The sequence below is a fragment of the Massilia mucilaginosa genome, assembly GCF_011682145.1.
In the GTDB taxonomy this organism is placed as follows: Bacteria; Pseudomonadota; Gammaproteobacteria; order Burkholderiales; family Burkholderiaceae_D; genus Telluria_A; species Telluria_A mucilaginosa.
This window is the reverse complement of sequence record NZ_WHJH01000014.1, coordinates 72,273-94,143: the sequence shown is the minus strand read 5'-3', so window position 1 is coordinate 94,143 and position 21,871 is coordinate 72,273. Positions and strand designations below refer to the sequence as shown.

Annotated in this window: 22 protein-coding genes; 5 read left to right on the top strand and 17 right to left on the bottom strand. The window is 65.6% G+C overall.

Translation table 11 applies throughout. From position 1 onward, the window contains the following. Positions 1-61: 61 nt before the first annotated feature. From F2P45_RS14165 to F2P45_RS14150, 4 genes are all read right to left on the bottom strand, one after another. Complete coding sequence (locus F2P45_RS14165) at positions 62-1,126, bottom strand: PEP-CTERM sorting domain-containing protein (RefSeq protein ID WP_166875946.1); 1,065 nt, start codon at positions 1,124-1,126, stop codon at positions 62-64. 61 nt (positions 1,127-1,187) lie between these two features. Further along, the gene (locus F2P45_RS14160; RefSeq protein ID WP_166875943.1) at positions 1,188-2,288 is read right to left on the bottom strand and encodes a DUF3466 family protein; all 1,101 of its coding nucleotides are present in this window, start codon (positions 2,286-2,288) and stop codon (positions 1,188-1,190) included. Between the two features lie 146 nt (positions 2,289-2,434). Then, positions 2,435-2,902 carry an FKBP-type peptidyl-prolyl cis-trans isomerase gene (locus F2P45_RS14155; RefSeq protein WP_166875940.1) on the bottom strand — a complete coding sequence of 156 codons (468 nt, stop codon included), beginning with the start codon at positions 2,900-2,902 and terminating at the stop codon, positions 2,435-2,437. A gap of 131 nt (positions 2,903-3,033) precedes the next feature. Continuing rightward, complete coding sequence (locus tag F2P45_RS14150; RefSeq protein ID WP_166875937.1) at positions 3,034-4,914, bottom strand: potassium transporter Kup; 1,881 nt, start codon at positions 4,912-4,914, stop codon at positions 3,034-3,036. Between the two features lie 256 nt (positions 4,915-5,170). On the opposite strand from F2P45_RS14150, the gene rarD reads away from it, so the two are divergent. After that, the gene (gene rarD, locus F2P45_RS14145; protein WP_166876080.1) at positions 5,171-6,037 is read left to right on the top strand and encodes an EamA family transporter RarD; all 867 of its coding nucleotides are present in this window, start codon (positions 5,171-5,173) and stop codon (positions 6,035-6,037) included. Between the two features lie 18 nt (positions 6,038-6,055). Here the strand turns inward: rarD and F2P45_RS14140 are convergent, their stop codons facing one another. The 3 genes from F2P45_RS14140 to F2P45_RS36195 all read right to left on the bottom strand — a co-directional run bounded on the left by F2P45_RS14140 (position 6,056) and on the right by F2P45_RS36195 (position 8,910). Further along, positions 6,056-7,327: a sensor histidine kinase gene (locus F2P45_RS14140; RefSeq protein ID WP_166875934.1), complete on the bottom strand. Its 1,272-nt coding sequence runs from the start codon at positions 7,325-7,327 to the stop codon at positions 6,056-6,058. Then, on the bottom strand, positions 7,324-7,998 hold the full coding sequence (locus F2P45_RS14135; protein WP_166875931.1) for a response regulator transcription factor: 675 nt from the start codon (positions 7,996-7,998) through the stop codon (positions 7,324-7,326). Before F2P45_RS14135 ends, F2P45_RS14140 begins: the two co-directional genes overlap by 4 nt. A gap of 138 nt (positions 7,999-8,136) precedes the next feature. Next, positions 8,137-8,910, bottom strand: coding sequence for a choice-of-anchor L family PEP-CTERM protein (locus F2P45_RS36195; protein WP_166875928.1), 774 nt, complete (start codon positions 8,908-8,910; stop codon positions 8,137-8,139). A 303-nt stretch (positions 8,911-9,213) separates the two neighbouring features. On the opposite strand from F2P45_RS36195, the gene ettA reads away from it, so the two are divergent. Together ettA and F2P45_RS14120 are read left to right on the top strand one after the other, a co-directional pair. Continuing rightward, on the top strand, positions 9,214-10,881 hold the full coding sequence (ettA, locus tag F2P45_RS14125) for an energy-dependent translational throttle protein EttA (RefSeq protein ID WP_166875925.1): 1,668 nt from the start codon (positions 9,214-9,216) through the stop codon (positions 10,879-10,881). Between the two features lie 128 nt (positions 10,882-11,009). After that, the gene (locus F2P45_RS14120) at positions 11,010-11,474 is read left to right on the top strand and encodes an REP-associated tyrosine transposase (RefSeq protein WP_166875922.1); all 465 of its coding nucleotides are present in this window, start codon (positions 11,010-11,012) and stop codon (positions 11,472-11,474) included. A gap of 170 nt (positions 11,475-11,644) precedes the next feature. On the opposite strand, the gene F2P45_RS14115 is transcribed toward F2P45_RS14120, so the two are convergent. Both F2P45_RS14115 and F2P45_RS14110 read right to left on the bottom strand, forming a co-directional pair. After that, entirely contained in the window at positions 11,645-12,202 is a 558-nt protein-coding gene (locus F2P45_RS14115) for a porin family protein (protein ID WP_166875919.1), read from the bottom strand. Positions 12,203-12,405: 203 nt separating this feature from the next. Further along, complete coding sequence (locus F2P45_RS14110) at positions 12,406-12,999, bottom strand: alpha-ketoglutarate-dependent dioxygenase AlkB family protein (protein ID WP_166875916.1); 594 nt, start codon at positions 12,997-12,999, stop codon at positions 12,406-12,408. A gap of 58 nt (positions 13,000-13,057) precedes the next feature. Here F2P45_RS14110 and F2P45_RS14105 point away from each other — a divergent pair, with 58 nt between their 5' ends. Next, the gene (locus tag F2P45_RS14105; protein WP_166875914.1) at positions 13,058-13,645 is read left to right on the top strand and encodes a putative pterin-binding protein; all 588 of its coding nucleotides are present in this window, start codon (positions 13,058-13,060) and stop codon (positions 13,643-13,645) included. A gap of 16 nt (positions 13,646-13,661) precedes the next feature. On the opposite strand, the gene F2P45_RS14100 is transcribed toward F2P45_RS14105, so the two are convergent. The 8 genes from F2P45_RS14100 to F2P45_RS14065 all read right to left on the bottom strand — a co-directional run bounded on the left by F2P45_RS14100 (position 13,662) and on the right by F2P45_RS14065 (position 19,746). Then, positions 13,662-14,024 (bottom strand): hypothetical protein, encoded by a 363-nt coding sequence (locus tag F2P45_RS14100; RefSeq protein ID WP_166875911.1) that lies wholly within the window; start codon positions 14,022-14,024, stop codon positions 13,662-13,664. A gap of 175 nt (positions 14,025-14,199) precedes the next feature. Beyond that, positions 14,200-14,703, bottom strand: a complete 504-nt coding sequence (locus F2P45_RS14095; protein ID WP_166875908.1) for a GNAT family N-acetyltransferase — start codon at positions 14,701-14,703, stop codon at positions 14,200-14,202. Then, on the bottom strand, positions 14,700-15,542 hold the full coding sequence (locus tag F2P45_RS14090) for a Rossmann-like and DUF2520 domain-containing protein (RefSeq protein ID WP_166875906.1): 843 nt from the start codon (positions 15,540-15,542) through the stop codon (positions 14,700-14,702). Before F2P45_RS14090 ends, F2P45_RS14095 begins: the two co-directional genes overlap by 4 nt. Then, positions 15,543-16,121, bottom strand: a complete 579-nt coding sequence (locus tag F2P45_RS14085) for a DUF924 family protein (RefSeq protein ID WP_166875903.1) — start codon at positions 16,119-16,121, stop codon at positions 15,543-15,545. Between the two features lie 24 nt (positions 16,122-16,145). Beyond that, positions 16,146-16,892, bottom strand: a complete 747-nt coding sequence (locus F2P45_RS14080; RefSeq protein WP_166875900.1) for an MgtC/SapB family protein — start codon at positions 16,890-16,892, stop codon at positions 16,146-16,148. A gap of 21 nt (positions 16,893-16,913) precedes the next feature. Continuing rightward, the gene (locus F2P45_RS14075; RefSeq protein WP_166875897.1) at positions 16,914-17,180 is read right to left on the bottom strand and encodes a hypothetical protein; all 267 of its coding nucleotides are present in this window, start codon (positions 17,178-17,180) and stop codon (positions 16,914-16,916) included. Further along, entirely contained in the window at positions 17,180-18,988 is a 1,809-nt protein-coding gene (locus tag F2P45_RS14070) for an aminopeptidase P family protein (RefSeq protein WP_187367171.1), read from the bottom strand. The genes F2P45_RS14075 and F2P45_RS14070 overlap by 1 nt, the downstream gene beginning before the upstream one ends. 71 nt (positions 18,989-19,059) lie before the next feature. Continuing rightward, positions 19,060-19,746, bottom strand: a complete 687-nt coding sequence (locus F2P45_RS14065; RefSeq protein ID WP_166875891.1) for a Crp/Fnr family transcriptional regulator — start codon at positions 19,744-19,746, stop codon at positions 19,060-19,062. A 152-nt stretch (positions 19,747-19,898) separates the two neighbouring features. Between F2P45_RS14065 and F2P45_RS14060 the strand changes: the two genes are divergently transcribed. Further along, positions 19,899-21,857, top strand: a complete 1,959-nt coding sequence (locus tag F2P45_RS14060) for an AMP-dependent synthetase/ligase (protein WP_223164744.1) — start codon at positions 19,899-19,901, stop codon at positions 21,855-21,857. The last annotated feature ends 14 nt before the right edge of the window (positions 21,858-21,871 follow it).

Below are 21,871 nucleotides of genomic sequence, written 5' to 3'. Positions count from 1 at the left end.
CCTTTCGGTGCAAGTGGGATGACCAGCATGCGCCGCGCCAGCCGGTGCGCCCTGCGCCACGTCATGCGCCGCCTTGCGCCCGCGCGCGGCGGCGCCAGCCGAGCAGGGCCAGGCCGGCCAGCAGCATGGCCCAGGCGCCCGGTTCGGGCACCGGCGCCAGTTGCAGCAGCAGGCCGCCGCAGCCGCCGCTGTCGTGGCAGCCGTAGGCGGCGATCTGGCCGCTGTCGTTGATGCCGGCGGCGCTGGTCACGGTCCAGCCGAGCGCGGGATCGATCAGCGTGTTGAGGTCGCTCATGGCGCCGTTGGCGTAGATAAACCCAAAGAACGGCACTTGCAGCGCCCCGCCCAGGTTGCCGACCACCTCGCCCCGGTTGTTGAGCGCGGTGCCCCACGCGGCCAGGCCGTACATGCTGCCCAGCACCTGGGTCATGCCGTCGGTGTACAGGTAGGCGGACTCGGGCCCGTGCCAGTCGGTGCCGGTAAGCTGGCCGGCCTGGTTGACGGCGTTGGCGGTGCTGCTGCCCGAGGGTGAATAGTTGAGGGCTGTCATGACGCCGTTCTCGTAGATAAAGGCCGTCCGCGGCGGATGGAACTCCTGCGCTCCCAGCGAACTGCCGACCACGCGGCCGGCGTTGTTGATCCCGCTAGCCCAGATGCTCGAACCGCCCAGATGGCCGATATCGCGCAGTTGGCCATCGAGGCGCACAAAGGCGCCCCAGCCGCTGGCGGGCGCGCGAAAGTCGCCCGCAATCTGGCCCAGGTCGTTGATCGCCGTGCCGCGCGTAAAGTCGCCGCCGCCGATGGTGCCGAGGTCGGTCATCACGCCACGGCTGTAAATGAAGGCGTGTTCTTCGCCGCTGGCCGTGAGCGAGCCGCCGGTCACCTCGCCGAAGCGGTTGAGCGCCATGCCGGTGCTGCTGGCCCCGCCCAGGGTGCCGAGATCGACGCCGCCGGCGCTCGACCACAGGTAAGCGTGGTCGTTGCGGGTGCCGACGATCTGGCCGGCATTGTTGATGCCGGCCGGGGTCATTGCATCGGGCAGGACGGTCACGGTGTAGGCCGGTACGGCGGCGGCGGCTGCGGCGGCGGCGGACAGCAACAGCGCCAGTGCAAGGCGAGTGGACATGGCGACTCCTCGAAGGTGGACAAGCTGCCATCGTGCGCGCACGGCCGCCGCGCGCCCTGTGTTATGTCATGCGGGCGCCGCGCAGGCGGCACCAGCCCAGCATGCCCAGTCCGGCCAGCAGCATGGCCCAGGCGCCCGGTTCGGGCGCCGGGCTCGGTTGCAGCAGCAAGCCGCCGCACTCGCTGCCCTCAAGGCGGCAGCCGTAGGCGGCGATCTGGCCGCTGTCGTTGATGCCGGTGGCGTTGTGCACGCTGTAGCCGAGCGCCGGATCGATCAGGGTATTGAGGTCGATCAGGGCGGCGCCCTGGTACAGGAAGGCGGCCGAGCCGGCGTCGCCGGGCGTGTCGGAACGCCCCACCACCTGGCCGCCCTGGTTGACGGCGTGGGCGAAGCTGCGCCGCCCGCCGAGGGTGCCGAGGTCGGTCATTTTGCCGTTGGCGTACAGGAAGGCGTGCTCGCTGCCCTGCACCCAGGCGTGGCCGACCACCAGGCCGGCATCGTTGATGTCGGTCGCGGCACTGTAGCTGCCGCCCAGGGTGCCGAGGTCGGTCATGCTGCCATTGGCATACAAGAAGGCATGCGCCAGGTAGGGCGAGCTGTCGTCGAGCGCCGAGACGCCCACCACGTGGCCGGCGTTGTTGATGCCGGCCGCCGAAGCGAAGTCGCCGCCCAGGGTGCCGAGGTCGGTACTGACGCCGCCGCCGTACAAGAATGCGCGGTAGCTGGGGATGGCGGTCACATACTGGCCGGCGATCTGCCCGGCATCATTGATGGCGTGGGCGAAGCTGTCGGTACTGGCGGGGATCGCCAGTTCGACCAGGCCGGCGCCGGTGTGGCGCAGCGCGCGCATGGCGCCGCTGGCGAGCCTGGCATGGCCGGCCACCTGGCCGGCCTGGTTGATGGCCACGGCCGAGCTGTCGGCGCCGCCCAGGGTGCCCATCGTGGCCAGGGTGCCGCCGGACCAGGTGAAGCCGCGCTGGCCTTCGGCGGTGGCGAGGTCGCCGACGATCTGGCCGGCATTGTTGATGCCGAGCGGATTGGTGTTGGCGGGCAGGGACGTGACTGTATAGCGCGTCGCGTAGCGCGTCGCGGCCAGGCTGGCGAGCGGCGCCAGCAGGGGCGCCAGCAGCAGCAGCGTCGGCAGTAGTGTACGGGGAAACATGGCGTGATCCTTTCGAGGTGTGAAAGGATCAAGGATCGGCCCACTTGCGGCGCCCTGTTTGAGGCGCATCAGACGCGCGCCTCGGCACTGCGGATTGGTGCGCGCGCGCCACGCCGGCCCCGGCGTTACCAGGGCCGGCGCCGGGATTAATTGACGCTGATCAGTTCAATATCGAACACCATGCCGGTGTTGGCAGGCACCGGACCCTTGCCGGTCGTGCCGTAACCCTTGGACGATGGAATCGTCAGGGTGCGCTTGCCGCCCGCTTTCATGCCTGGAATGCCATCGGTCCAACCTTCGATCAGGGTGCCTTTGGTCAGCATGAAAGCGACAGGCGTCTTGCCGACGGTGCTTTCGAACTGCGTGCCTTTGTTGTCGGGCTTGGTCGAATCGTAGAGCCAGCCGGTGTAGTGCACGTTGATGCCTTTGCCGATGGCCGCTTCGGCGCCGGTGCCGAGCACCGTATCCTTGCTGACCAGCGCGGCCGGATCGTTGATCACCACCGGTGGCGGCGGCAGCGGCGCCACCTGGACCGGGCTGTTGTCCGAACTGCCGCAAGCGGTCAGGACGAGCGTGGCGACGAAGGCGGCGGCGAGAGTAAGCTTGAGTTTCATGGAATCCTTGGGCGGTGACGGAAAAAGTTGCCAAAGTTTAGCAGCAGTTGCCCGTCGCCGCACTAGGCGTCTCGCATGAAAAGTGTGGCGTTTCTGTATCGACTTGTATTTCGACGTGGTTTCGACGCCTGTCAGATCTCGACCTGGGTTCCCAGTTCGATCACCCGGTTCGGTGGAATCTGATAGTAGTCGGCCGCGCCGCGCGCATTGCGCGACATGGCCACGAACAGGTGCTCGCGCCATGGCGCCATGCCGCCGCCCGGGGCCGAGATGACGGTCTGGCGCGCGATGAAGAAGGAGGTTTCCATCATCTCGAACGGCAGGCCGAGCTCGGCGCACTGGACCAGTACCTTGGGAATATCCGGTTCATCCTTGAAGCCGTAGTACACATTGATCTGGAAGCAGTTGTGGCCCAAGTCGGTCACCCTGGCCTGCTCGGCGGCCGGCACCCACGGCTCTTCCATCATGTGCACGGTGAGGAACACCACGCGCTCGTGCAGCACCTTGTTGTGCGACAGGTTGTGCAGCAGCGCGTGCGGCACGCCGTCGCTTTCGCCGCGCAGGAAAATCGCGGTGCCGTACACGCGCGTGGGCGGCGCCACGAACAGCGACTGCAGGAAGTCTTCGAGCGGAATGGCGTGCGATTGCAGGTTTTCGAACACCAGGTGGCGCCCGCGCTTCCAGGTCATCATGCCGGTAAACAAAATCGCGCCCAGCAGCAGCGGGAACCAGCCGCCGTGGAACAGTTTCAGGGTGCTCGACGAGAACAGCATGATGTCCATGACCACGAAAAAGCCGGTCGCGCCGAAGCACAGCACCAGCGGCAGGTGCCAGCGGTAGCGCGTCACGAAGAAGGTCAGCACGGTGGTGCACAGCATGGTGGCGGTGACCGCGATGCCGTAGGCGCCGGCCATATCGTCGGAGGACTGGAAGATCATCACGCCGATCAGCACCACCACCAGTTGCAGCCAGTTGACGGCCGGGATGTAGATCTGGCCGATTTCGCTTTCGGACGTGTGCAGCACGCGCATGCGCGGCATCAGGCCGAGCGCGATGGCTTGCTTGGTCATCGAGAAGGTGCCCGAAATGGTCGCCTGCGACGCGATCACGGCGGCCATGGTCGAGAGCAGCAGCAGCGGGTAGATGCTCCAGCTGCCGAGCTGGTTATAGAAGGGGTTGCTGACGTGCTCGGGATGCATGATCAGCAGCGCGCCCTGGCCCATGTAGTTCAGCGCCAGCGCCGGAAAGGCGATCAGGAACCAGGCCGCGCGGATCGGTTTCTTGCCGAAGTGGCCCATGTCGGCATACAGCGCCTCGGCCCCGGTCAGCGACAGCACCACCGCACCGAGCGCGATGAAGGCGGTGAATTTGTTTTCCAGCATGAAGCGGAAGGCATGCAGGGGGTTGAGCGCGGCCAGGATCTGGGGCGCCTCGACGATGTTGACCACGCCCATCACCGCCAGGGTGGCGAACCAGACCACCATGACCGGGCCGAACCAGCGTCCGATGCCGGCCGTGCCGCGCCGCTGCACCGAATACAGGGCCACCAGCACGATGGCGGACACCAGCAGCACCACCCAGTTGGGCAAGCCGGGAATGGCCACTTCCAGCCCTTCGATCGCGCCCAGCACCGAAATGGCGGGGGTGATCACGCTGTCGCCGTAGAACATGGTGGCGCCGAACACGCCCAGCACCATCAGCGGGAAATACCATTTGGAGTTTTTGGTCACCGAATTGAGCGCCAGCGCCATCAGCGCCATGATGCCGCCTTCGCCGCGGTTGTCGGCGCGCAGCACCAGGGTGACGTACTTGAGCGAGACGATCAGGGTCAGTCCCCAGAAGATCAGGGAAATGATGCCAAGCAGGTTGGGGGTATTCAAAACCAGTCCGTGGTCTTCGTGGAACACGGCTTTCAGGGTATACAGCGGGCTGGTGCCGATGTCGCCATAGACAATCCCGACGGCCGCCAGGGTGGTGGCCGCCAGGCCGCTCTTCTTGTGTTGCGCTGTCAAGATTGCACCATATTCTTGTTTTGTTGCATTGCACAATAGAAGATGGTCATGGAAAAAGCAAGCACAATTCGTTGCATCATTAATACCCCTGGTTACAGCAAGATTGCACTTGCTTTCGAAGACGCCATGATAAACGTACTGAGGCGATGAGTGCGTTCCCGATGCTAGATTTGCATCATCGGCAAATGGGCGGCCGCCAGCAAGCTTCCCCTATCTGCGGGATAATGTTGATCTAATGAATCTCTGATTGTCACTCATGCGTACCGGCATCCTGTCCGCCGCCCTGGCCTTCCTGTGCTGGGGTCTGTTTCCCTTGTATTTCCATGCACTCAAAGAAGTGCCGCCGGCCCAGATCATGGGCCACCGGGTGCTCTGGTCGCTGCTGTTCCTGGTCATTGTATTGACTATCCGCCAGCAATGGAAATGGCTGGGCGCGCTCAGGCAACAGCCGCGCGTGGTGGCCAGTTTCGCGCTCAGCGCCCTGCTGCTCAGTTTTAACTGGCTGCTGTACATCTGGGCCGTCAACAGCGGCCACGTGATCGAAGCGAGCCTGGGCTACTTCATCAATCCCCTGTTCAACGTGATGCTTGGCTTCCTGATCCTCAAGGAACGGCTGCGCATCGTGCAGTGGCTGGCGATCGGGCTGGCCACCTGCGGCGTGCTGTGGCTGACCTGGCAGGCCGGGCGCATGCCCTGGATCGCGCTGGCGCTGGCCGCGTCCTTCGGCGGCTACGGCCTGCTGCGCAAGACCGCCTCGCTCGGCGCGCTGGAAGGCTTGTCGTTCGAAACCATGCTGCTGTTCCCGTTCGCGCTCGGCTTCGTGATCTGGCTGAGCATGACGGGGGACAACGCATTTCTCAACACGCCATCGAACAGCACGCGGGCGCTGCTGATCGCTTCGGGGCCGATCACGGCCATTCCGCTGCTGCTGTTCGCCAGCGGCGCGCGCAAGATTCCGCTGTCGGTGCTCGGTCTGCTGCAATATATCGGCCCGACCATCCAGCTCAGCCTGGGGATCTTCCTGTTCCACGAAGCGTTTACCCAGGAGCGCATGATCGGCTTTGCCATCATCTGGGGCGCGCTGGCGCTGTATGCGGCCGAGGGATTGCTCAGGCGCAAATAGGCAGGGCTGCGCACATTCTTAGGGCAGGCGCAGCAGGGCGCGCGTGCCGCCCGCGCCGCTGACGATCTCGAGCCCGATGCCGAAGCGCTCGCCCAGGCGGCGCGCGATCGACAGGCCCAGTCCGAAGCCACTGCTGTGCTCGCCCTTGACGCCGCTCTGGTACATGCTCTCGCGCAGCGCCGGGGCGATGCCCGGGCCGCTGTCGGCCACCACCAGCAGCGCGCCCTCGCGCGCGATGCGGATGCTGCCCTGGTGCGTGTGGCTGAAGGCATTGCTGACCAGGTTCGACAGCAAAATCGCCAGCACCGGGCCCGGCACCCGCGCCGTCTCGTGCGGCGCCACCTCCACCAGCACCTCGACCGCCTTGCCATCGAGCAGATGGGCGAAGCGCACCACGGCCGCTTCGATCAGGGGCAGCAGCGCCAGCGGCGCGCACGGCGCCGGCGCGGCGGCTTCTTCGCGCGCCAGCGACAGCAAGGTCTCGACCGTCTGCGTCATGTGCGCCGCCGCGCTGCGGATGCGCACCAGCTGGGCGGCGCCGCGTTCCGGCAGCGCCTGCTGCGCCAGTAGCGCGGCGGCCCCGTCGATCACGGCCAGCGGGGTGCGCAGCTCGTGGCTGGCGTCGCGCGTGAAATGCTGTTCGCGCTCGATGAAGCCGGCGATGCGCGCCAGCGCGTCTTCCAGCGCATGCGCCAGCAGGCCGATTTCATTGTCGGGAAAGGCGCTGGCGAAGGCGCGCGGCAGCCGCTCGGGCGCGCTCTGCGCGACCAGCCCGGCGAGCTGGCGCAGCGGCGCGGTGGCGCGCCGTGCCAGCCAGTAGCCGGCGCCGAGCGACGCGGCCAGCAGCGCCAGCGCCGACAGGCCGAGGAAAGCGAGGATGAACGGCAGGCGCGGACGCACCACCAGTTCGGCCCCGACCTCGGCCACCAGCACCAGCGGCCCGGCGCCGTCCAGTTGCAGGGGACGCAGGTGATAGTGGCGGCCGGCGTCGCCGGGCACTTCGGTGCCGCGCGCGCCCGCCGCCAGGCGCCGCGCCAGGTCGGCCGGAAAGCCGGCCTGGCCGTGGTGGAGCGTGACGAAAGGACGCAGCGGCGCGGCCAGGCGGCCATCGCGCTGCCAGGCGTGGCGCTGGTGCGCCGCTTCCTGTTCGAGCAGCCTGGCGAAAAAACTGTCTTCGACCGTGTACAGGAACAGCACGCCGAGCGCGCCGAAGCACAGCGCGCTGATCATCGAGAACAGGGCGAAGGCGGCCACCATGCGCCGCTGCAGGCTGTGGGCGCGCCCCATCATGCCTGCGCGTCGAGGCGCAGGCCGACCCCGTGCACGGTGAGCAGCATCGGCCGCGCAAACGGCTTGTCGAGCTTCTGGCGCAGTTGATAGCAATGGCTGCGCAGGGCGTCCGAGTCGGGCGGCTCGCCCTGCCACAGGACCTGGGTCAGTTCCGAGCGCGTCAGCACGCGCGGGTGCGCCTCGGCCAGCGCCAGCAGGATCTGGTAGCCGGCCGGATGCAGCCCGAGCGCCTGGCCGTCCCGTTCGGCGCTGCGCGCGCGGCGGTCGAGGCGCAGGCTGCCGATGGCCAGCACATGGTCCTGGTGCAGGGTGTGGCGGCGCGCTAGCACGCTGCAACGGGCCAGCAATTCTTCCAGCGCGAACGGCTTGACCAGGTAATCGTCGGCGCCGCTGTCGAAGCCCGACAGTTTATCGCCCAGGGTGTCGCGCGCGGTGAGCATCAGCACCGGGATGCGGCGCGGCGCGGCGGCGCGCAGGCGGCGGCACAGTTCCAGGCCATCCATGCGCGGCAGGCCGAGGTCGAGGATCAGCACATCGTAATGGTGCTGCAGCGCCAGATGCAGGCCGAGCACGCCGTCGGCGGCGAAATCGGCGCTGTGGCCGGCCAGTTCCAGCCCGTCGGCCAGGTTGCTCGCGAGCAGGGCGTTGTCTTCCACCACCAGCAGGTGCATGTTCGGGTCCTCTTGTTGAGCGTGGGCGGCAGCATCTTATCAAAGCCGGACAGTCTGGCGCCCGCGCTGTGAAAGGGATGTGAAAACCCGGGCAAAAAAATAGCGGCCCGCAGGCCGCTATGTTTTCAGGCAGCGTGCTTACGCCGCTTTTTTGCGCTTGGCGACGGCCAGTCCGGCCAGGCCCAGGCCCAGCAGCGCCAGGCTGCCCGGTTCAGGCACGCCGACCGGATCGGCGGCGAAGGTGCCGCCCTGGATGAACACGCCCGAATCGAGCCTGGCATCGCCACGGTCCTGGATCAGGAATTCGAAGGTGTTCTTGCCGACCAGGCCGAACGCTTTGGCGTTCAGGACCGTGGTCAAGCCATCGTAGCCGGTCGCGATCGTGTTCTTGGCATTGTCGCGGTAGTAGGCGGCATTGATGCCGTTGTTGACGTTATTGATCGACACCACGCCTTTGTCGCCTGGCACCAGGGCGATGTTCACGCCGTTGAGCTTGAGTTCGAACAGGTCGTTGAAGTTCGAGCCGACGTATTCGTTGTATTCCTCGGAAGCGAACACATAGTTGAAGAAGATGTTGCCGGTGGTGCTGGTGAAATCGAATTTCAGCGAGGTGGTGGTGCCGCCGCCCGAGCATTCGGCACCGTTGTTGATGCCCGTTGCGCAGCTGGTCAGGCCGGTGGTCAGCAGGATGCCCTGGTCGAAACCGATATTGCCGCCCTTGGTGAAGATGCCGCTTGCGGTCGGGGTGGCGCTGGCCAGGGTGGCGTTGCTGATGGTCACGCCGGTGCCGCCCAGGGCCTTGGCCAGGTCGGTCGCGTTGGTGGAATTGCTTACAACCAGGGCATGTGCCGAGCTGGTGGCCAGAATCAGTGCGGCGGCCGACATCACGCTGCGGATCAAATTAAAAGTCATCGAGTTATCTTTTCAGGTAAGAGTTGGAATTTGTTTTTATTGGAGCTTGCTGCCCAATAACAATAAAGCAATTTCCATGCCCAAAAGCAAAAGATGTACTAAATCAATGACTTGCGGAAACATTGCGCTCTGCCATGTTTGCAAGTGTAAATATTCCCGACACTGCGCATCGGTAAACCTTGCAATATGCATAAAGCCGGCACCCTCGAATGGGAGCTACCAGCCGGGCGGCGCAGGAAAGAACCAAAGCCGGGGCGACTTATTGTATCCTGTTGACCTTCCGTCCCCATTTCAAGAAACTCAATGGCCAATTACGTCTATACCATGAATCGCGTGGGCAAAATCGTCCCGCCCAAACGTCAGATCCTCAAGGATATTTCCCTGTCGTTCTTCCCCGGCGCCAAAATCGGCGTGCTGGGCCTGAACGGCTCCGGCAAGTCGACCTTGCTGAAAATCATGGCCGGGATCGATACCGACATCCAGGGCGAAGCCGTGCCGATGCCGGGCCTGAACATCGGCTACCTGCCGCAGGAACCGCAGCTCGATCCCGAGCAGACGGTGCGCCAGGTGGTCGAATCGGGCCTGGGCGAAGTATTCGAGGCGCAAGCCAAGCTGGAAGCGGTGTACGCGGCGTATGCCGACGAAGACGCCGACTTCGATGCGCTGGCGACCGAACAGGCGCGCCTGGAAGCGATCATTTCGACTTCCGACGGCGGCAACCTGAACCTGCAGCTGGAAATGGCCGCCGACGCGCTGCGCCTGCCGCCGTGGGACGCCAAAATCGGCATCCTGTCCGGTGGCGAAAAGCGCCGCGTGGCGCTGTGCCGCCTGCTGCTGTCGAAACCCGACATGCTGCTGCTCGACGAACCAACCAATCACCTCGATGCCGAATCGGTCGACTGGCTCGAACAATTCCTGCTGCGCTTCCCGGGCACCGTGGTCGCCATCACCCACGATCGCTACTTCCTCGACAACGCCGCCGAATGGATTCTCGAACTCGACCGCGGCCATGGCATTCCATGGAAGGGCAACTACAGCTCGTGGCTGGAGCAAAAGAGCAACCGCCTCAAGCAGGAAGAAGCGACCGAATCCTCGCGCCAGAAAACCATCGCCAAGGAACTGGAATGGGTGCGCCAGAATCCGAAGGGCCGCCAGGCCAAGAGCAAGGCCCGCCTGGCGCGCTTCAACGAGCTGTCCGAGCACGAATACCAGAAGCGCAACGAGACCTCCGAGATCTTCATTCCCGTGGCCGAGCGCCTGGGCAATGACGTGATCGAATTCAAGAACGTCTCGAAATCCTTTGGCGAGCGCATGCTGATCGAGAATGTGTCCTTCGTCGTGCCGCCGGGCGCGATCGTCGGCATCATCGGCCCCAACGGCGCCGGTAAATCGACCCTGTTCAAGATGATCACCGGCAAAGAGCAGCCGGACAGCGGCGAAGTGGCGATCGGCCAGACCGCGCGCGTGTCCATCGTCGACCAGAACCGCGACGACCTGGCCAATACCAAGACCGTGTTCGACGACGTGGCCGGCGGCGCCGATACGCTCACCGTGGGCCGTTTCGACATGCCGTCGCGCGCCTACCTGGGCCGCTTCAACTTCAAGGGTTCGGACCAGCAAAAGATCGTCGGCAACCTGTCGGGTGGTGAACGCGGCCGCCTGCACCTGGCCAAGACCTTGCTGCAAGGCGGCAACGTGCTGCTGCTCGATGAACCGTCCAACGATCTGGACGTGGAAACCCTGCGCGCGCTGGAAGATGCCTTGCTGGAATTTGCCGGCAGCGTCATGGTCATTTCCCACGATCGCTGGTTCCTGGACCGTATCGCGACCCACATCCTGGCCTTCGAAGGCAACTCGCAAGTGACCTTCTTCGACGGTAACTACCAGGAATACGAAGCGGACAAGAAGAAACGCCTGGGCGAAGAAGGCGCCAAGCCGAAACGCATCCGCTACAAGCCGCTGACGGTGTAAGCGGCGCTGCGAGAGCCACCCCGTGCGCGGGGTGGCGCAAGCGGTTTTCGCAGCACAGTCCGCTTTAGAAGCACGCCGCCTTTGCGCCAACCGACACACCAGCCCATCCTGCCCGGCACACTGGAAAGATGAATGACTATCGCGCCAACCGGGTCGCCGGTCACAGTTACTTCTTCACGGTGCGCCTGTCCGGGCGCGGCGGCACCCTGCTGACCGACCATATCTCCGCCTTCGGCGAAGCCATCCGCCAGGCGCGCAGCCGCAAACCCTTCCACGTCGATGCCTGGGTCGCCCTGCCCGACCACGCCCATGCCATCTGGACCCTGCCGCCGGGCGACCACGATTGCGCGGCCCGCTGGCGCGCGGTCAAGATCGCGTTTTCCAAGTCGCTCGGCAAGTCGCGCGCGGGAGCGGGGCTGGACACGATCTGGGAACCGCACTACCAGCAGCATCCGGTCGGGGCCGACGACTACGCCGGCCTGGTCGACTACATCCACCACAATCCCCTGCGCCATGGCCTGTGCGCCGCGCCGCGCGAATGGCCATGGTCGTCGCTGCACCGCTTCATCGCGGCCGGGATGGTGCCGGGCTAGGAGTCTGCGCCTGTAAACAAACAAAGCGCCTCCCGGTGGATACAGCAAGCGGAGGGGGCGCTTGCCGCACACACTGGAAGGCGCCGTGCCTGTTCCGGTCTGCAATTCTGTCAGGAGCGGCCCGGACTGCGCGCGTGGCGCGTCAGCCCGGGCCCGGGCTCAGCCCATTGTCAGAAATTGTAACGAGCGCCAACGGTGATGGCGTCCGCCTTGGCACCGAAGTCCTTGCTCTTGCCATAGCGCTCATATTCGAGCGTCAGGGCGACCTGTTTGTTGATGTTGTACTGGGCGCCAACACCCGCATACACGCCGGTGTCGCTTTCCTTGTAGTTCAGGTTCGACGAGGTGCTGTCGACCTTGCTGTAACCAACGCCCAGCTTGCCGTACACCGAGAACATCTCGTTCACGGGCATGGTGCCCTTGCCGGCGACGTAAGCGCGCTTGCCTTCGGTGCTGCCGGTGAACTTGTTGTTGCCGATCTTGTAGTCGTATTCAGCCTTGCGCAAGTCGGTGTAACCGGCTTCCACGCCCCACATCGGGGTGATATCCACGCCGCCGAAGACTTTCAGCGATGGCTTGTAACCGTCGCCGTCGAAGTCGCTGCCGCCGATTTTGAAACTATGGTCGGACGAAGCGACGCCCAGGCCGATGTACGGAGCAGGGCTTTGCGCTTGTGCGGCGGTCATCGCGGTGGCACCGGCGATCAATGCAAAAATGAGCTTTTTCATGCGGAATCCTTTGTTTGAAACAGTCTGTTCCGCAATTCCCAATGAATTGCGAGGTAATCAAGATAGCACCAGCGAAAGGACGCATGAAGGGCCATTCCGTAAGACTTGTAAGTAAATGTAACGCGAAAAATCGCACTGCCGGCGAATAACTGACTGCAAGTTCAGATATATGCATTTTTCAGTTAGCACACGTTAAGCGCAAATTAATAGATGTAGCGGAAAGTTAGGTTCACTCGCGGCCCGATGGCGCGCGTCGACTTGTTGATTCCGTGCTGCCAGTGCTTTTGAGTGTTGCCTGACATCACTATTAAAGTACCGTCATTTAAGCCTAGTTTAAGTGTCTGTTTTGTCCCTTTGTGGCGCAGGATGAAGGTTCTCGCGGCCCCGAAACTGAGCGAAGCGATCACCGGCTGCGGGCCGAGCTCGGCTTCGTCGTCGCTGTGCATGCCCATGCTGTCGCGCTCGTTGCGGTAGTAATTGAGCAGGACGCTGTTGAAGCGATGCCCGCAGGCGGCCTCGACCGCGTGCTTGAGGTCCAGCAGCAAAGGCGTGAACGGCAGCGGTTCCAGGCGCAGGCCGGAATAGGTGTAGGCCGCCTCGCCATGCCAGGCGGTCAGGCGCGGCTGAAGATGCGCTTTGCCCCACAGGGTGATCGATTCGGCGCGCCAGGCGGTCTCGGCGATCAGGCGCGCCAGCAGCTCGGCGTTGGACAGGCGCAAGGGCAACCGGGGCAGCACCGACAGCATGCCATCGTCGAGCGGGAACGGGCTCAGCCGAGTTTCTTGAAACAGGTCCATGGGAGGGCGGGATGGCGATATGATGGCAGGAAGATACTAACGATGGAGGTATTTTCGCATGAAAAAACGCCACTTCCTGGGCGCGGCGCTGAGCGCGGCCGCCCTGCCGGCCGCCGGGGCGGCCACAAGCGCCGATCTCCAGCGCGCCCCCGGACCGGCCCTGCTGACCCTGACCGGCGCGCTGGCGCGCAGCAACCGCGGCCCGTTCGACCCGGTGCTCGACCAGATGATGCACAAGCAAAAGCTGCGCTTCGAGAAAGCCTTCAGCATCGACTTCGGCGCGCTGCTGGCGCTGCCCGCGCTGAGCATTCGCCCGACCCTGGAATACGACAGCCGGCCGCACGCGCTGCGCGGGCCGCTGCTGCTCGATGTGGTGGCGCTCTCCGGCACGCGCCCGCGCGAGGACGCCACATTGCTGCTGCGCGCGGTCGATGGCTATGCGGTGGCGCTGACGGTGGCGCAGGCGCGCGCGCAGCGCTTCATCGTCGCCACCCATCTGGACGGCACGCCGATGGCGCTGGGCGGACTGGGGCCGCTATGGGCGGTGTACGACGCGGACCGGTTCGCGGACATGGCCGCCAAGCCGGTGGCCGAACGTTTCGGCGCCTGTCCGTGGGCCTTGTATCACATCGAGGTGACGGGCTAGTTACTCAGGCAAGCGCTCAGGCGTAGGCTTCGGCCAGCGACATCACGCGCGGCGTGACGGTGATCCCGATGTTGCCGAACAAGGTATCGATGGCTTTCAGGTTTTCCTCGCACTCTTCGGTTTTCCAGCCTTTGAAGATGTCGGTGCCATCTTTCTGGAAATGCAGGTCGAGCACCTTGCCGCGGTCCTTGTGGGTGTAGGCCTCGCTGTGGGTATTCTGGAAGCCCAGCTCGGCCAGGCCGGCCAGGACCGAATTCGGTGGATTGTCGGGGTCGGTGGCGAGGAATACGCCAAAAGTCTTGCCGGGGGGCTTGGCGGCAATGTCGACTTCATAAATGCCGGGCGCCTTTGTGACAGACGTACTTTTCAAAAATAGCATGCTGGTCTCCCTGGTCGACGTAAGCAGCGGCATGGCGATCCCTGCCGTTTTGGCAAGTCTCCCGCAACATCACCGTAACGGTCTAGCTTATTGCGATTTTTTGCGTTTGTCGATGCATGGTTGCATCTTTTCGCATTAATGCATCAGCCGCGTTGCATAAGCGGCGGATCAGGCTTCAGGGCGCCGGCCGGATCCAGCCCATCAGCGTATCGTCCTCGATCTGGCCGCGCGCGTTGCGCACGCGCCCGCGCAGGCGGCCTTCTTCGACGAAGCCGAGCGAGGCATACAGCGCGCGCGCCTTCACATTCGATTCGCGCGCGAACAGCTCGACCCGCGTGATATGCGGCAGGTGCTCGCCCACCTCGGCCAGCAGCGCGCCGAACAGGGCGCGCCCCACGCCCTTGCCCTGGCATGCGGGCGCCACGGCGATGGTCAGGTCGGTCAGCAAGTGCGCCAGCGCGGCGATGCCGACGCGCGAAGCGTGGATGTCGCCGCCGATCACGCCATCTTCCTCGTAGATGAACTGGACTCCGTCGGCGGCCGCCTTGCGCATGAAAGCGCGCACGTAATCGTCGCTGACTTCGTCCGGGGTGCGCGCAATGCCGTCCGGGATGCGCGCCACCGCCTTGTACAGCGCCACCAGCTGCGCATGGTCCTTCGCTTCGGCTTTCCTGATCATGATGGGTCTTTGCCAATGTTGGTCTTGCGTTGCGCCAGATCGGCGGTCGCGGGCACCAGCGCCGCGTACAGTTCACCGGTCGGCCGGTCCCACGCGGCCAGCGCCGCCTGCTGGCGCGCCACGCTATCCATGTCGCCGCGCGCAATCGGCCCGCTCAGCGCCGCCGCCGCGCCCAGGCGGAACACATTGGCCATGCTTTCCGACGCCAGCGGCTGCGCCAGCGCGCGCGCCACCGGCTCCGGCACGCCGGCCGCCTGGTAGGCACGCAGGGCGGCGTCGAGCACCGTCACCAGGTAATTCGAGGCGAACACCGAGGCCGCGTGGTACACCGTCTTGGCCTGCGCGTCGATCGCCACCGGCTGCGCGCCGATCGCCTCCAGGGCCGGCGTGAGCACGGCCAGCGCCGCGGCATCGCCTTCGACTCCGCAAAAGGTGCCGCCGAAGTGCTGCGCCACCTGCGCCGGATCGGCAAAGCTGCGGATCGGATGCACGCTCGCCGCCAGCGCCCCGGCCTGCGCGGCCGGTGCCAGCTGCGCCGACGATGCGGCGCCGCTGCAGTGGAACACGATGGCGTCCTGTAATGAATGGCACCGTGCCAGCTGCGCGCACACGGCGCCGATCTGGTCGTCGCCGACGGCCAGCATCCACACGTCGGCGCTGCGCATCCGCTCCATGGACGGCACCGCGCGCCCGGCGCCGATGAAACCGGCGGCGTCCTGCGCGCCCGCCTGCGAACGGGTCAGCACATCCCGCACCTCGAAAGCGCCGGCGGCGGCGAACAGGCGGCCCAGCACCCGCCCCACATGGCCGGCGCCGATGATATTGAGCGTGCGCGCCATCTAGAAGCCCGATCCGGGCTGCTTGAGGTAGTCGAGTTCTTCGGGTGTGGAAGCACGCCCCAGGATCGCGTTACGGTGCGGGAAACGGCCGAAGCGCGCGATCACGCCACGGTGGCGGTGCGCGTAATCGAGCGCGCCTTCGAAGGCTTTGCCATACTGCGCCAGGCCGGCAAACAACGCGACCGCGCGCTCCTGCATGCGCGCATCCTCGGCGTGCTCGAAGGGCATGTAGACGAACCAGCGCTGCAAGGGCGTGAGGGTCTGGTCGGCGCCGCCCTCGACCAGGCGCATGGCGGCGGCCAGCGCCAGCGCATCGCCCGAAAACGAGGCCGGCTGGCCGCGCCAGGCATTGCGCGTGAGCTGGTCGAGCAGCACGATGCGCGCCAGCGCGCCTTGGGGGCCTTGGTCGTCCCACTCGCGCAGGCCGCCGGCGACGGCGCGCTCGAGCAGGGGGCCGAAGCGCTCGGCCACCTCGGCGTCGAATGCGTCGCTCTTGCGAAACCAGACCTCGCGCGCCTCGCCGTGCCCTTGGGCGCCGGCTGGCAGGAACCAGAAATCGAGTATGTCTTGTGCCTTCATGGCAGCTCCTTGGATACAGCCTGATTAGTTGCGGGCGTGGGAGATTTGAAAACTGTCGATGCCGTTGAACTGCGCCAGTTCGGCCGCCAGGTCCGACAGCGGCGCGCCGCTCTTTTTGGACAGCGCCAGCGCCACGAAACGCCATTCCTGCATATTGTTCTCGCTGCCGATGGTGAGCGAGCCGCCGGCGATGGCGTAGCCGCGCGCCAGCGCGATGCGGCGCAGCGCATCTTCGCGCGGCACGAAGTCGTGCTTGAAGCGCATCATCACCGCCACCGCGTGGCGCGACGGCAGCCAGGCTTCGAGCTTGGACAGGTAAATCATGATCATCGCCGCAAAGAAGGCCAGCCCCATCGCCGCCAGGTAAAAGCCGACGCCGACCAGGATGCCGATCACCGACGAGGTCCAGATCGACGCGGCCGTGGTCAGGCCGCTGATGTTGAAGCCCTCGCGCATGATCACGCCCGCGCCAAGGAAGCCGATGCCGGTGACGATGCCCTGGATCACGCGGGTCGGATCGACCGCGGCCAGCAGGGAGGCGCCGTGGCCGCCGAACCAGAAGCCCGGATAGCCGCCCACGATGGTCAGCGCGGCCGAGGCCATGCACACCAGGCCATAGGTGCGCATGCCGGCCGCGCGCCCGTGGTACGAGCGCTCGTAGCCGACCAGCAGCCCGAGTGCCAGGGCGCCCAGCAGATTGAGCAGGATCAGGCCATTGGTGGCGATTTCGGGTTTCGACCAGTAGGCCGACAGCAGCTCCGGGAACGACATGCGGTTTCCTTCAAGATAATGCTAGGGAGCGGGCTTCTTCTTCACCAGCTGCTTTTCGAAGGCGACATCGAGTTTGCTGACCCGGCGCGCCACCTGCGGCCCGAGCTTGTTGACGAAGGCGACAAATTGATCGAGGTCGAGCGGGGCGCACAGGGGCGGCTCGCCCGGCGCTTCCGACAGGAAGAACAGGCCTTCACCGGTGCGGGCCATCGAGTAGCCGGCGTTGCCGCTGCGGACCTTGAGGCGGTCGACGGCGGCGCTGGCGCGGGTTGAACGTGCGGTCGACATCAGATCTCCTGCGTGCGTAGTTGAAGCCAGGCGGCGGCCGGGCCGCTCACGTGGGGCGCCAGGCGTGCGCGCACGGTGGCGTGGTAGTCGTTGATCCAGGCGATTTCGTCGGCGCGCAGCAGCGGCAGGTGCAGGCAGCGCGTGTCGATCGGGCACAGGGTCAGGGTCTCGAAGCGCAGCCAGTCGCCGAATTCGGTGGCACCCGCCGCCACGTTCAGGACCAGGTTTTCGATGCGGATGCCCCAGCGGCCGGGCCGGTAGATGCCCGGTTCGACCGAGGTGATCATGCCCTCTTCCATGGCGGTGTGCGGCTCCGGCATGGCGCTGGCGGAGATCGACTGCGGACCTTCGTGCACGTTCAGGAAGAAGCCGACGCCGTGGCCGGTGCCGTGGCCGTAGTCGATGCCGGCGGCCCAGATCGGGGCGCGCGCCAGCGCATCGAGCATCGGCGAGCGGGTGCCGCGCGGGAAGCGCGCCGACGACAGCGCGATCACGCCCTTGAGCACCAGCGTAAAGTCGCTGCGCTGCGCCTCGCTGGTGGCGCCCACCGGCACCACGCGGGTGATGTCGGTGGTGCCGCCCAGGTACTGGCCGCCGGAGTCGATCAGCAGCAGGCCGTCGCCCTCGATGACGGCCTGCGCGGCCTCGCTGGCGCGGTAGTGGATGATGGCGCCGTTGGCGTTAAAGCCGGCGATGGTGCCGAAACTCGGGCTCACGAAACCGGGCCGGCGCGCGCGCGCGGCCGTGATGTGGCGGTCGATGGCCACTTCGGTCAAGGGGGCGCGGGCCGGGTTGGCCAGTTCGGCATCGAGCCAGGCGAAAAATTCGCACAGGGCCGCGCCATCGTGCTCCATGGCGGCGCGCACGTGGGCGGCATCAAGCGCGGATTTCTTCGATTTGGCGAAGGTGCTCGGGTTGACCGCTTCGATCACCTTGACGCCCGCTGCGATGGCGTCGCGCATGCCGGCGGTGATGCGGCGCGGGTCGATCAGCAGCGCGCTGTCAGGCGGCAGCGCGGCCAGCGCCGCGGCGGCGTCTTCGTACGGGGCGAGGGTCACGCCATCTTGCAAGAGGCGCGCGCGCAGGTCGGGCGCGACCTTGGCTTCGGCCACGAACAGGGTCGCGCCGCCGCTGGTCAGCAGCGCATGCGCCAGGAATACCGGGTTGTAGCTCACGTCGGCGCCGCGCAGGTTGAACAGCCAGGCGATGTCGTCGAGGGTCGAGATGAAGTGGCGGTCCGCGCCCAGCTTTGCCATGGCGGCGCGGGTGGCGGCCAGCTTGTCGGCGCGGCCAAGGGAGGCGAACGGCGCGGCGTGCTCGAACACCGGCTGCGGCGGCAGCGCCGGGCGCTCGCTCCAGACGCCGTCCAGCAGGTCGATGTCGGTGCGTAGAATGATGCCGCGCGCGCTCAGGGCATCGGCCAGCAGGCGCGCGCTGGACAGGCCGAGCACGCGGGCGTCGACCGCCACCGTCTGGCCCGGAGCCAGGCTGGCGGCCAGCCAGTCGATGTGCAGCAGGCTGGCGCCGGACGGGATTTTCATCAGTTGCACGCTGCTGCCGGCCAGTTCGGTGGCGGCCTGGGTCCAGTAGCGGGCATCGGTCCAGCAGCCGGCGAAGTCGTGGGTGGCGATGAAGGTGCCGACCGAGCCGGTGAAACCGGTCAGCCATTCACGCCCCTGCCAGCGGCCGGGCAGGTATTCGGACAGGTGCGGGTCGGATGAGGGAATGATGCAGGCGTCGACCTGCGCGCCCCGCATGGCGGCGCGCAGCTGCGCGAGGCGCTCGTCGCGCGCGGTGGAGGTGGGCATGGGCAGCGTTGAATCGGGTGGTGTCATTGTGTCCTATGATACCTCTATCGCGCCCGGCCGTGGCGCGCATCTCAGGCCTGGAAGTGGCGCAGCCCTTCCAGGTCGAGCACGCGGATGCCGCCGTAGTCGAGGCGCAGCAAGCCTTCTTTTTCGAGCAGTTGCAAGGCCTGGTTGGCGCGCTGGCGCGAGGCGCCCGACAGGTAGCCGATTTCTTCCTGCGAAATCTGCACCAGTTTTTCCAGCCCCGGATACAAATGCGAGTTGAACATGGCGGCCAGGCAGCGCGCCACGCGGGTATCGATATCGAGCATGCGGTCGTTTTCGACCAGGCCGATGAACTGGCCCAGGCGCTCGTTGAGCTGCATCAGCAGAAAACGGGTGAACGGCAGGCTCACTTCCAGCAGCCATTCGAAGGTTTCGCGCGGCATGCGCGCCACGCGCGTGTCGCGCAGCGCCATCACATCGTATTTGCGGGTCTGGTCCTTGAGCAGCGAGCCTTCGCCGAACCAGCCGCCGGTGGGTACGCCGGCGAAGGTGACGTTTTTCCCGGACGGCGAAAAATTGTTGATCTTGACCAGGCCGTCGATGATCCCGACCCAGTTCTCCAGCGGCTCGCCCTTGCGGCAGACGAAACCGCCCTTGGGCACGAACTGCTCGAAGCAGTCGGCCTCCACCCGGATCATCTCGGCGCTCGTGAGGGTGCGGGCCCAGATGGTCGAGCGCAGGTGATCTATTAATGTCTGTGTCTGGTTTGTCATTGTGCGCCGCAGCATCGAAAGTCGCGAATTTGAGGCTCAATTGTCATCCAAAAGACAACCTCCTCGGCCAACGCGAGCTAATATCATCACACAAAAAACGCGCCACCCCGATTTTGACGTTACGGAGGGGGCCAGACAAACAAAAGGGGACGCTGGTGCAGACACTCGATGGCTCGCAATTGCAGACTTTTCCACGGCGCCTGCTGGCGCACGGACAGGAACGCCCGCAGCGCCCCGCTTTCCGCGAAAAGCACCTGGGCATCTGGCAGACCTGGAGCTGGCTGGAGGTCAACGCCGAAGTGCGCGCACTGGCCTGCGGCCTGGCTTCGCTGGGTTTTGCGCGCGGAATGAACCTGGCCATCATCGGCGACAACCGCCCGCGCCTGTACTGGGCCATGCTGGCGGCGCAATGCCTGGGCGGCGTGCCGGTGCCGCTGTACCAGGATGCGCCGGCGGCCGACATGGCCTATGTGCTCAACGACGCCGAAATCGCCTTTGCCATCGTCGAAGACCAGGAACAGGTCGACAAGCTGCTCGAACTGCAGGCCCTGTGCCCGCAGGTGCGCCACATCGCTTTCGACGACGAGCGCGGCATGCGCCACTACAAGCAGGCCGGCCTGACTTCATTCGCCGCGCTGCAAGCGCTCGGCCACGCGTGGGATCAGGCCCACCCCGGCGCGTTCGACGCGGCGCTGGCGGCGGGCGGCGGCAGCGACATTGCAATCATCCTGTACACCTCAGGCACCACCGGCAAACCGAAGGGCGTATGCCAGTCGCATGCCGCGCTGATGGCGGCCGGCGTGGGCGGGGTCGGCTTCGACAAACTCACCGACCGCGAAGACATCCTCTCCTACCTGCCGATGGCGTGGGTGGGTGACTGCCTGTTCTCGCTGGCGCAGGCCATGGTGGCCGGCTTCACGGTCAACTGCCCGGAGTCGGGCGACACGGTGCTGACCGACCTGCGCGAGATCGGGCCGACCTACTATTTTGCGCCGCCGCGCGTGTTCGAGAACATGCTCACCACCGTCATGATCCGGATGGAAGACGCGAGCGCCATCAAGCGCAAGATGTTCCACCATTTCATGGACGTGGCCAGGCGCTGCGGCGCCGATATCCTGGACGGCAAACCGGTGTCCGGACTTGACCGCGCGGCGTATGCGCTCGGGAGCCTGCTGGTGTACGGACCGCTGAAAAACGTGCTTGGCCTGTCGCGCGTGCGCGTGGCCTACACCGCCGGCGCGGCGATCGGGCCGGACCTGTTCCGCTTCTACCGTTCGATCGGCGTCAACCTCAAGCAGCTGTACGGCTCCACCGAAACCTGCGCCTACGTGTGCCTGCAACCGGACGGGAACATCAAGTTCGACAGCGTCGGCCTGCCGGCGCCCGGCGTCGAGGTCAAGATCGCCGCCAGCGGCGAGGTGCTGGTCAAGTCGGCCGCCACCATGGCCGGCTACTTCAAGCGCGCCGATGCGACTGCCGAAGTGATCGACGCCGACGGCTACTTTCATACGGGCGACGCCGGCATATTCGACAGTGAAGGCCACCTGAAAATCATCGACCGCGCAGCCGACGTGGGCAAGATGGACTGCGGCGCGATCTTCGCACCGAACTACATCGAAAACAAACTCAAGTTCTTCCCGTTTATCAAAGAGGCGGTCGCGTTCGGAAACGCGCGCAGCCAGGTGTGCGCGTTCATCAATATCGACATGGAAGCGGTCGGCAACTGGGCCGAGCGGCGCAATATCGCCTACGCCGGCTACACCGACCTGGCCGCGCACGGCACCACCTACGACCTGATACGCGACTGCGTGGAGAAGGTCAACGCCGACCTGGCCGGCGAAGCGCTGATGGGCGCGACCCAGATCCACCGTTTCCTGGTGCTGCACAAGGAGCTCGACCCGGACGACGATGAACTGACGCGCACGCGCAAGGTGCGGCGCAAATTCATCGCCGACAAATACGCGGTGCTGATCGAGGCGCTGTACACCGACAAGGCCAGTCAGTTCATCAGCACCCAGGTCAAGTTCGAAGATGGCCGCGTGGGCACGGTCAGCGCCGATCTGCGCATCTGCGGGGCCACCACCTACCCTGTTTTGGAGAAGGCTGCGTGAGGAGCGCGTTGCGA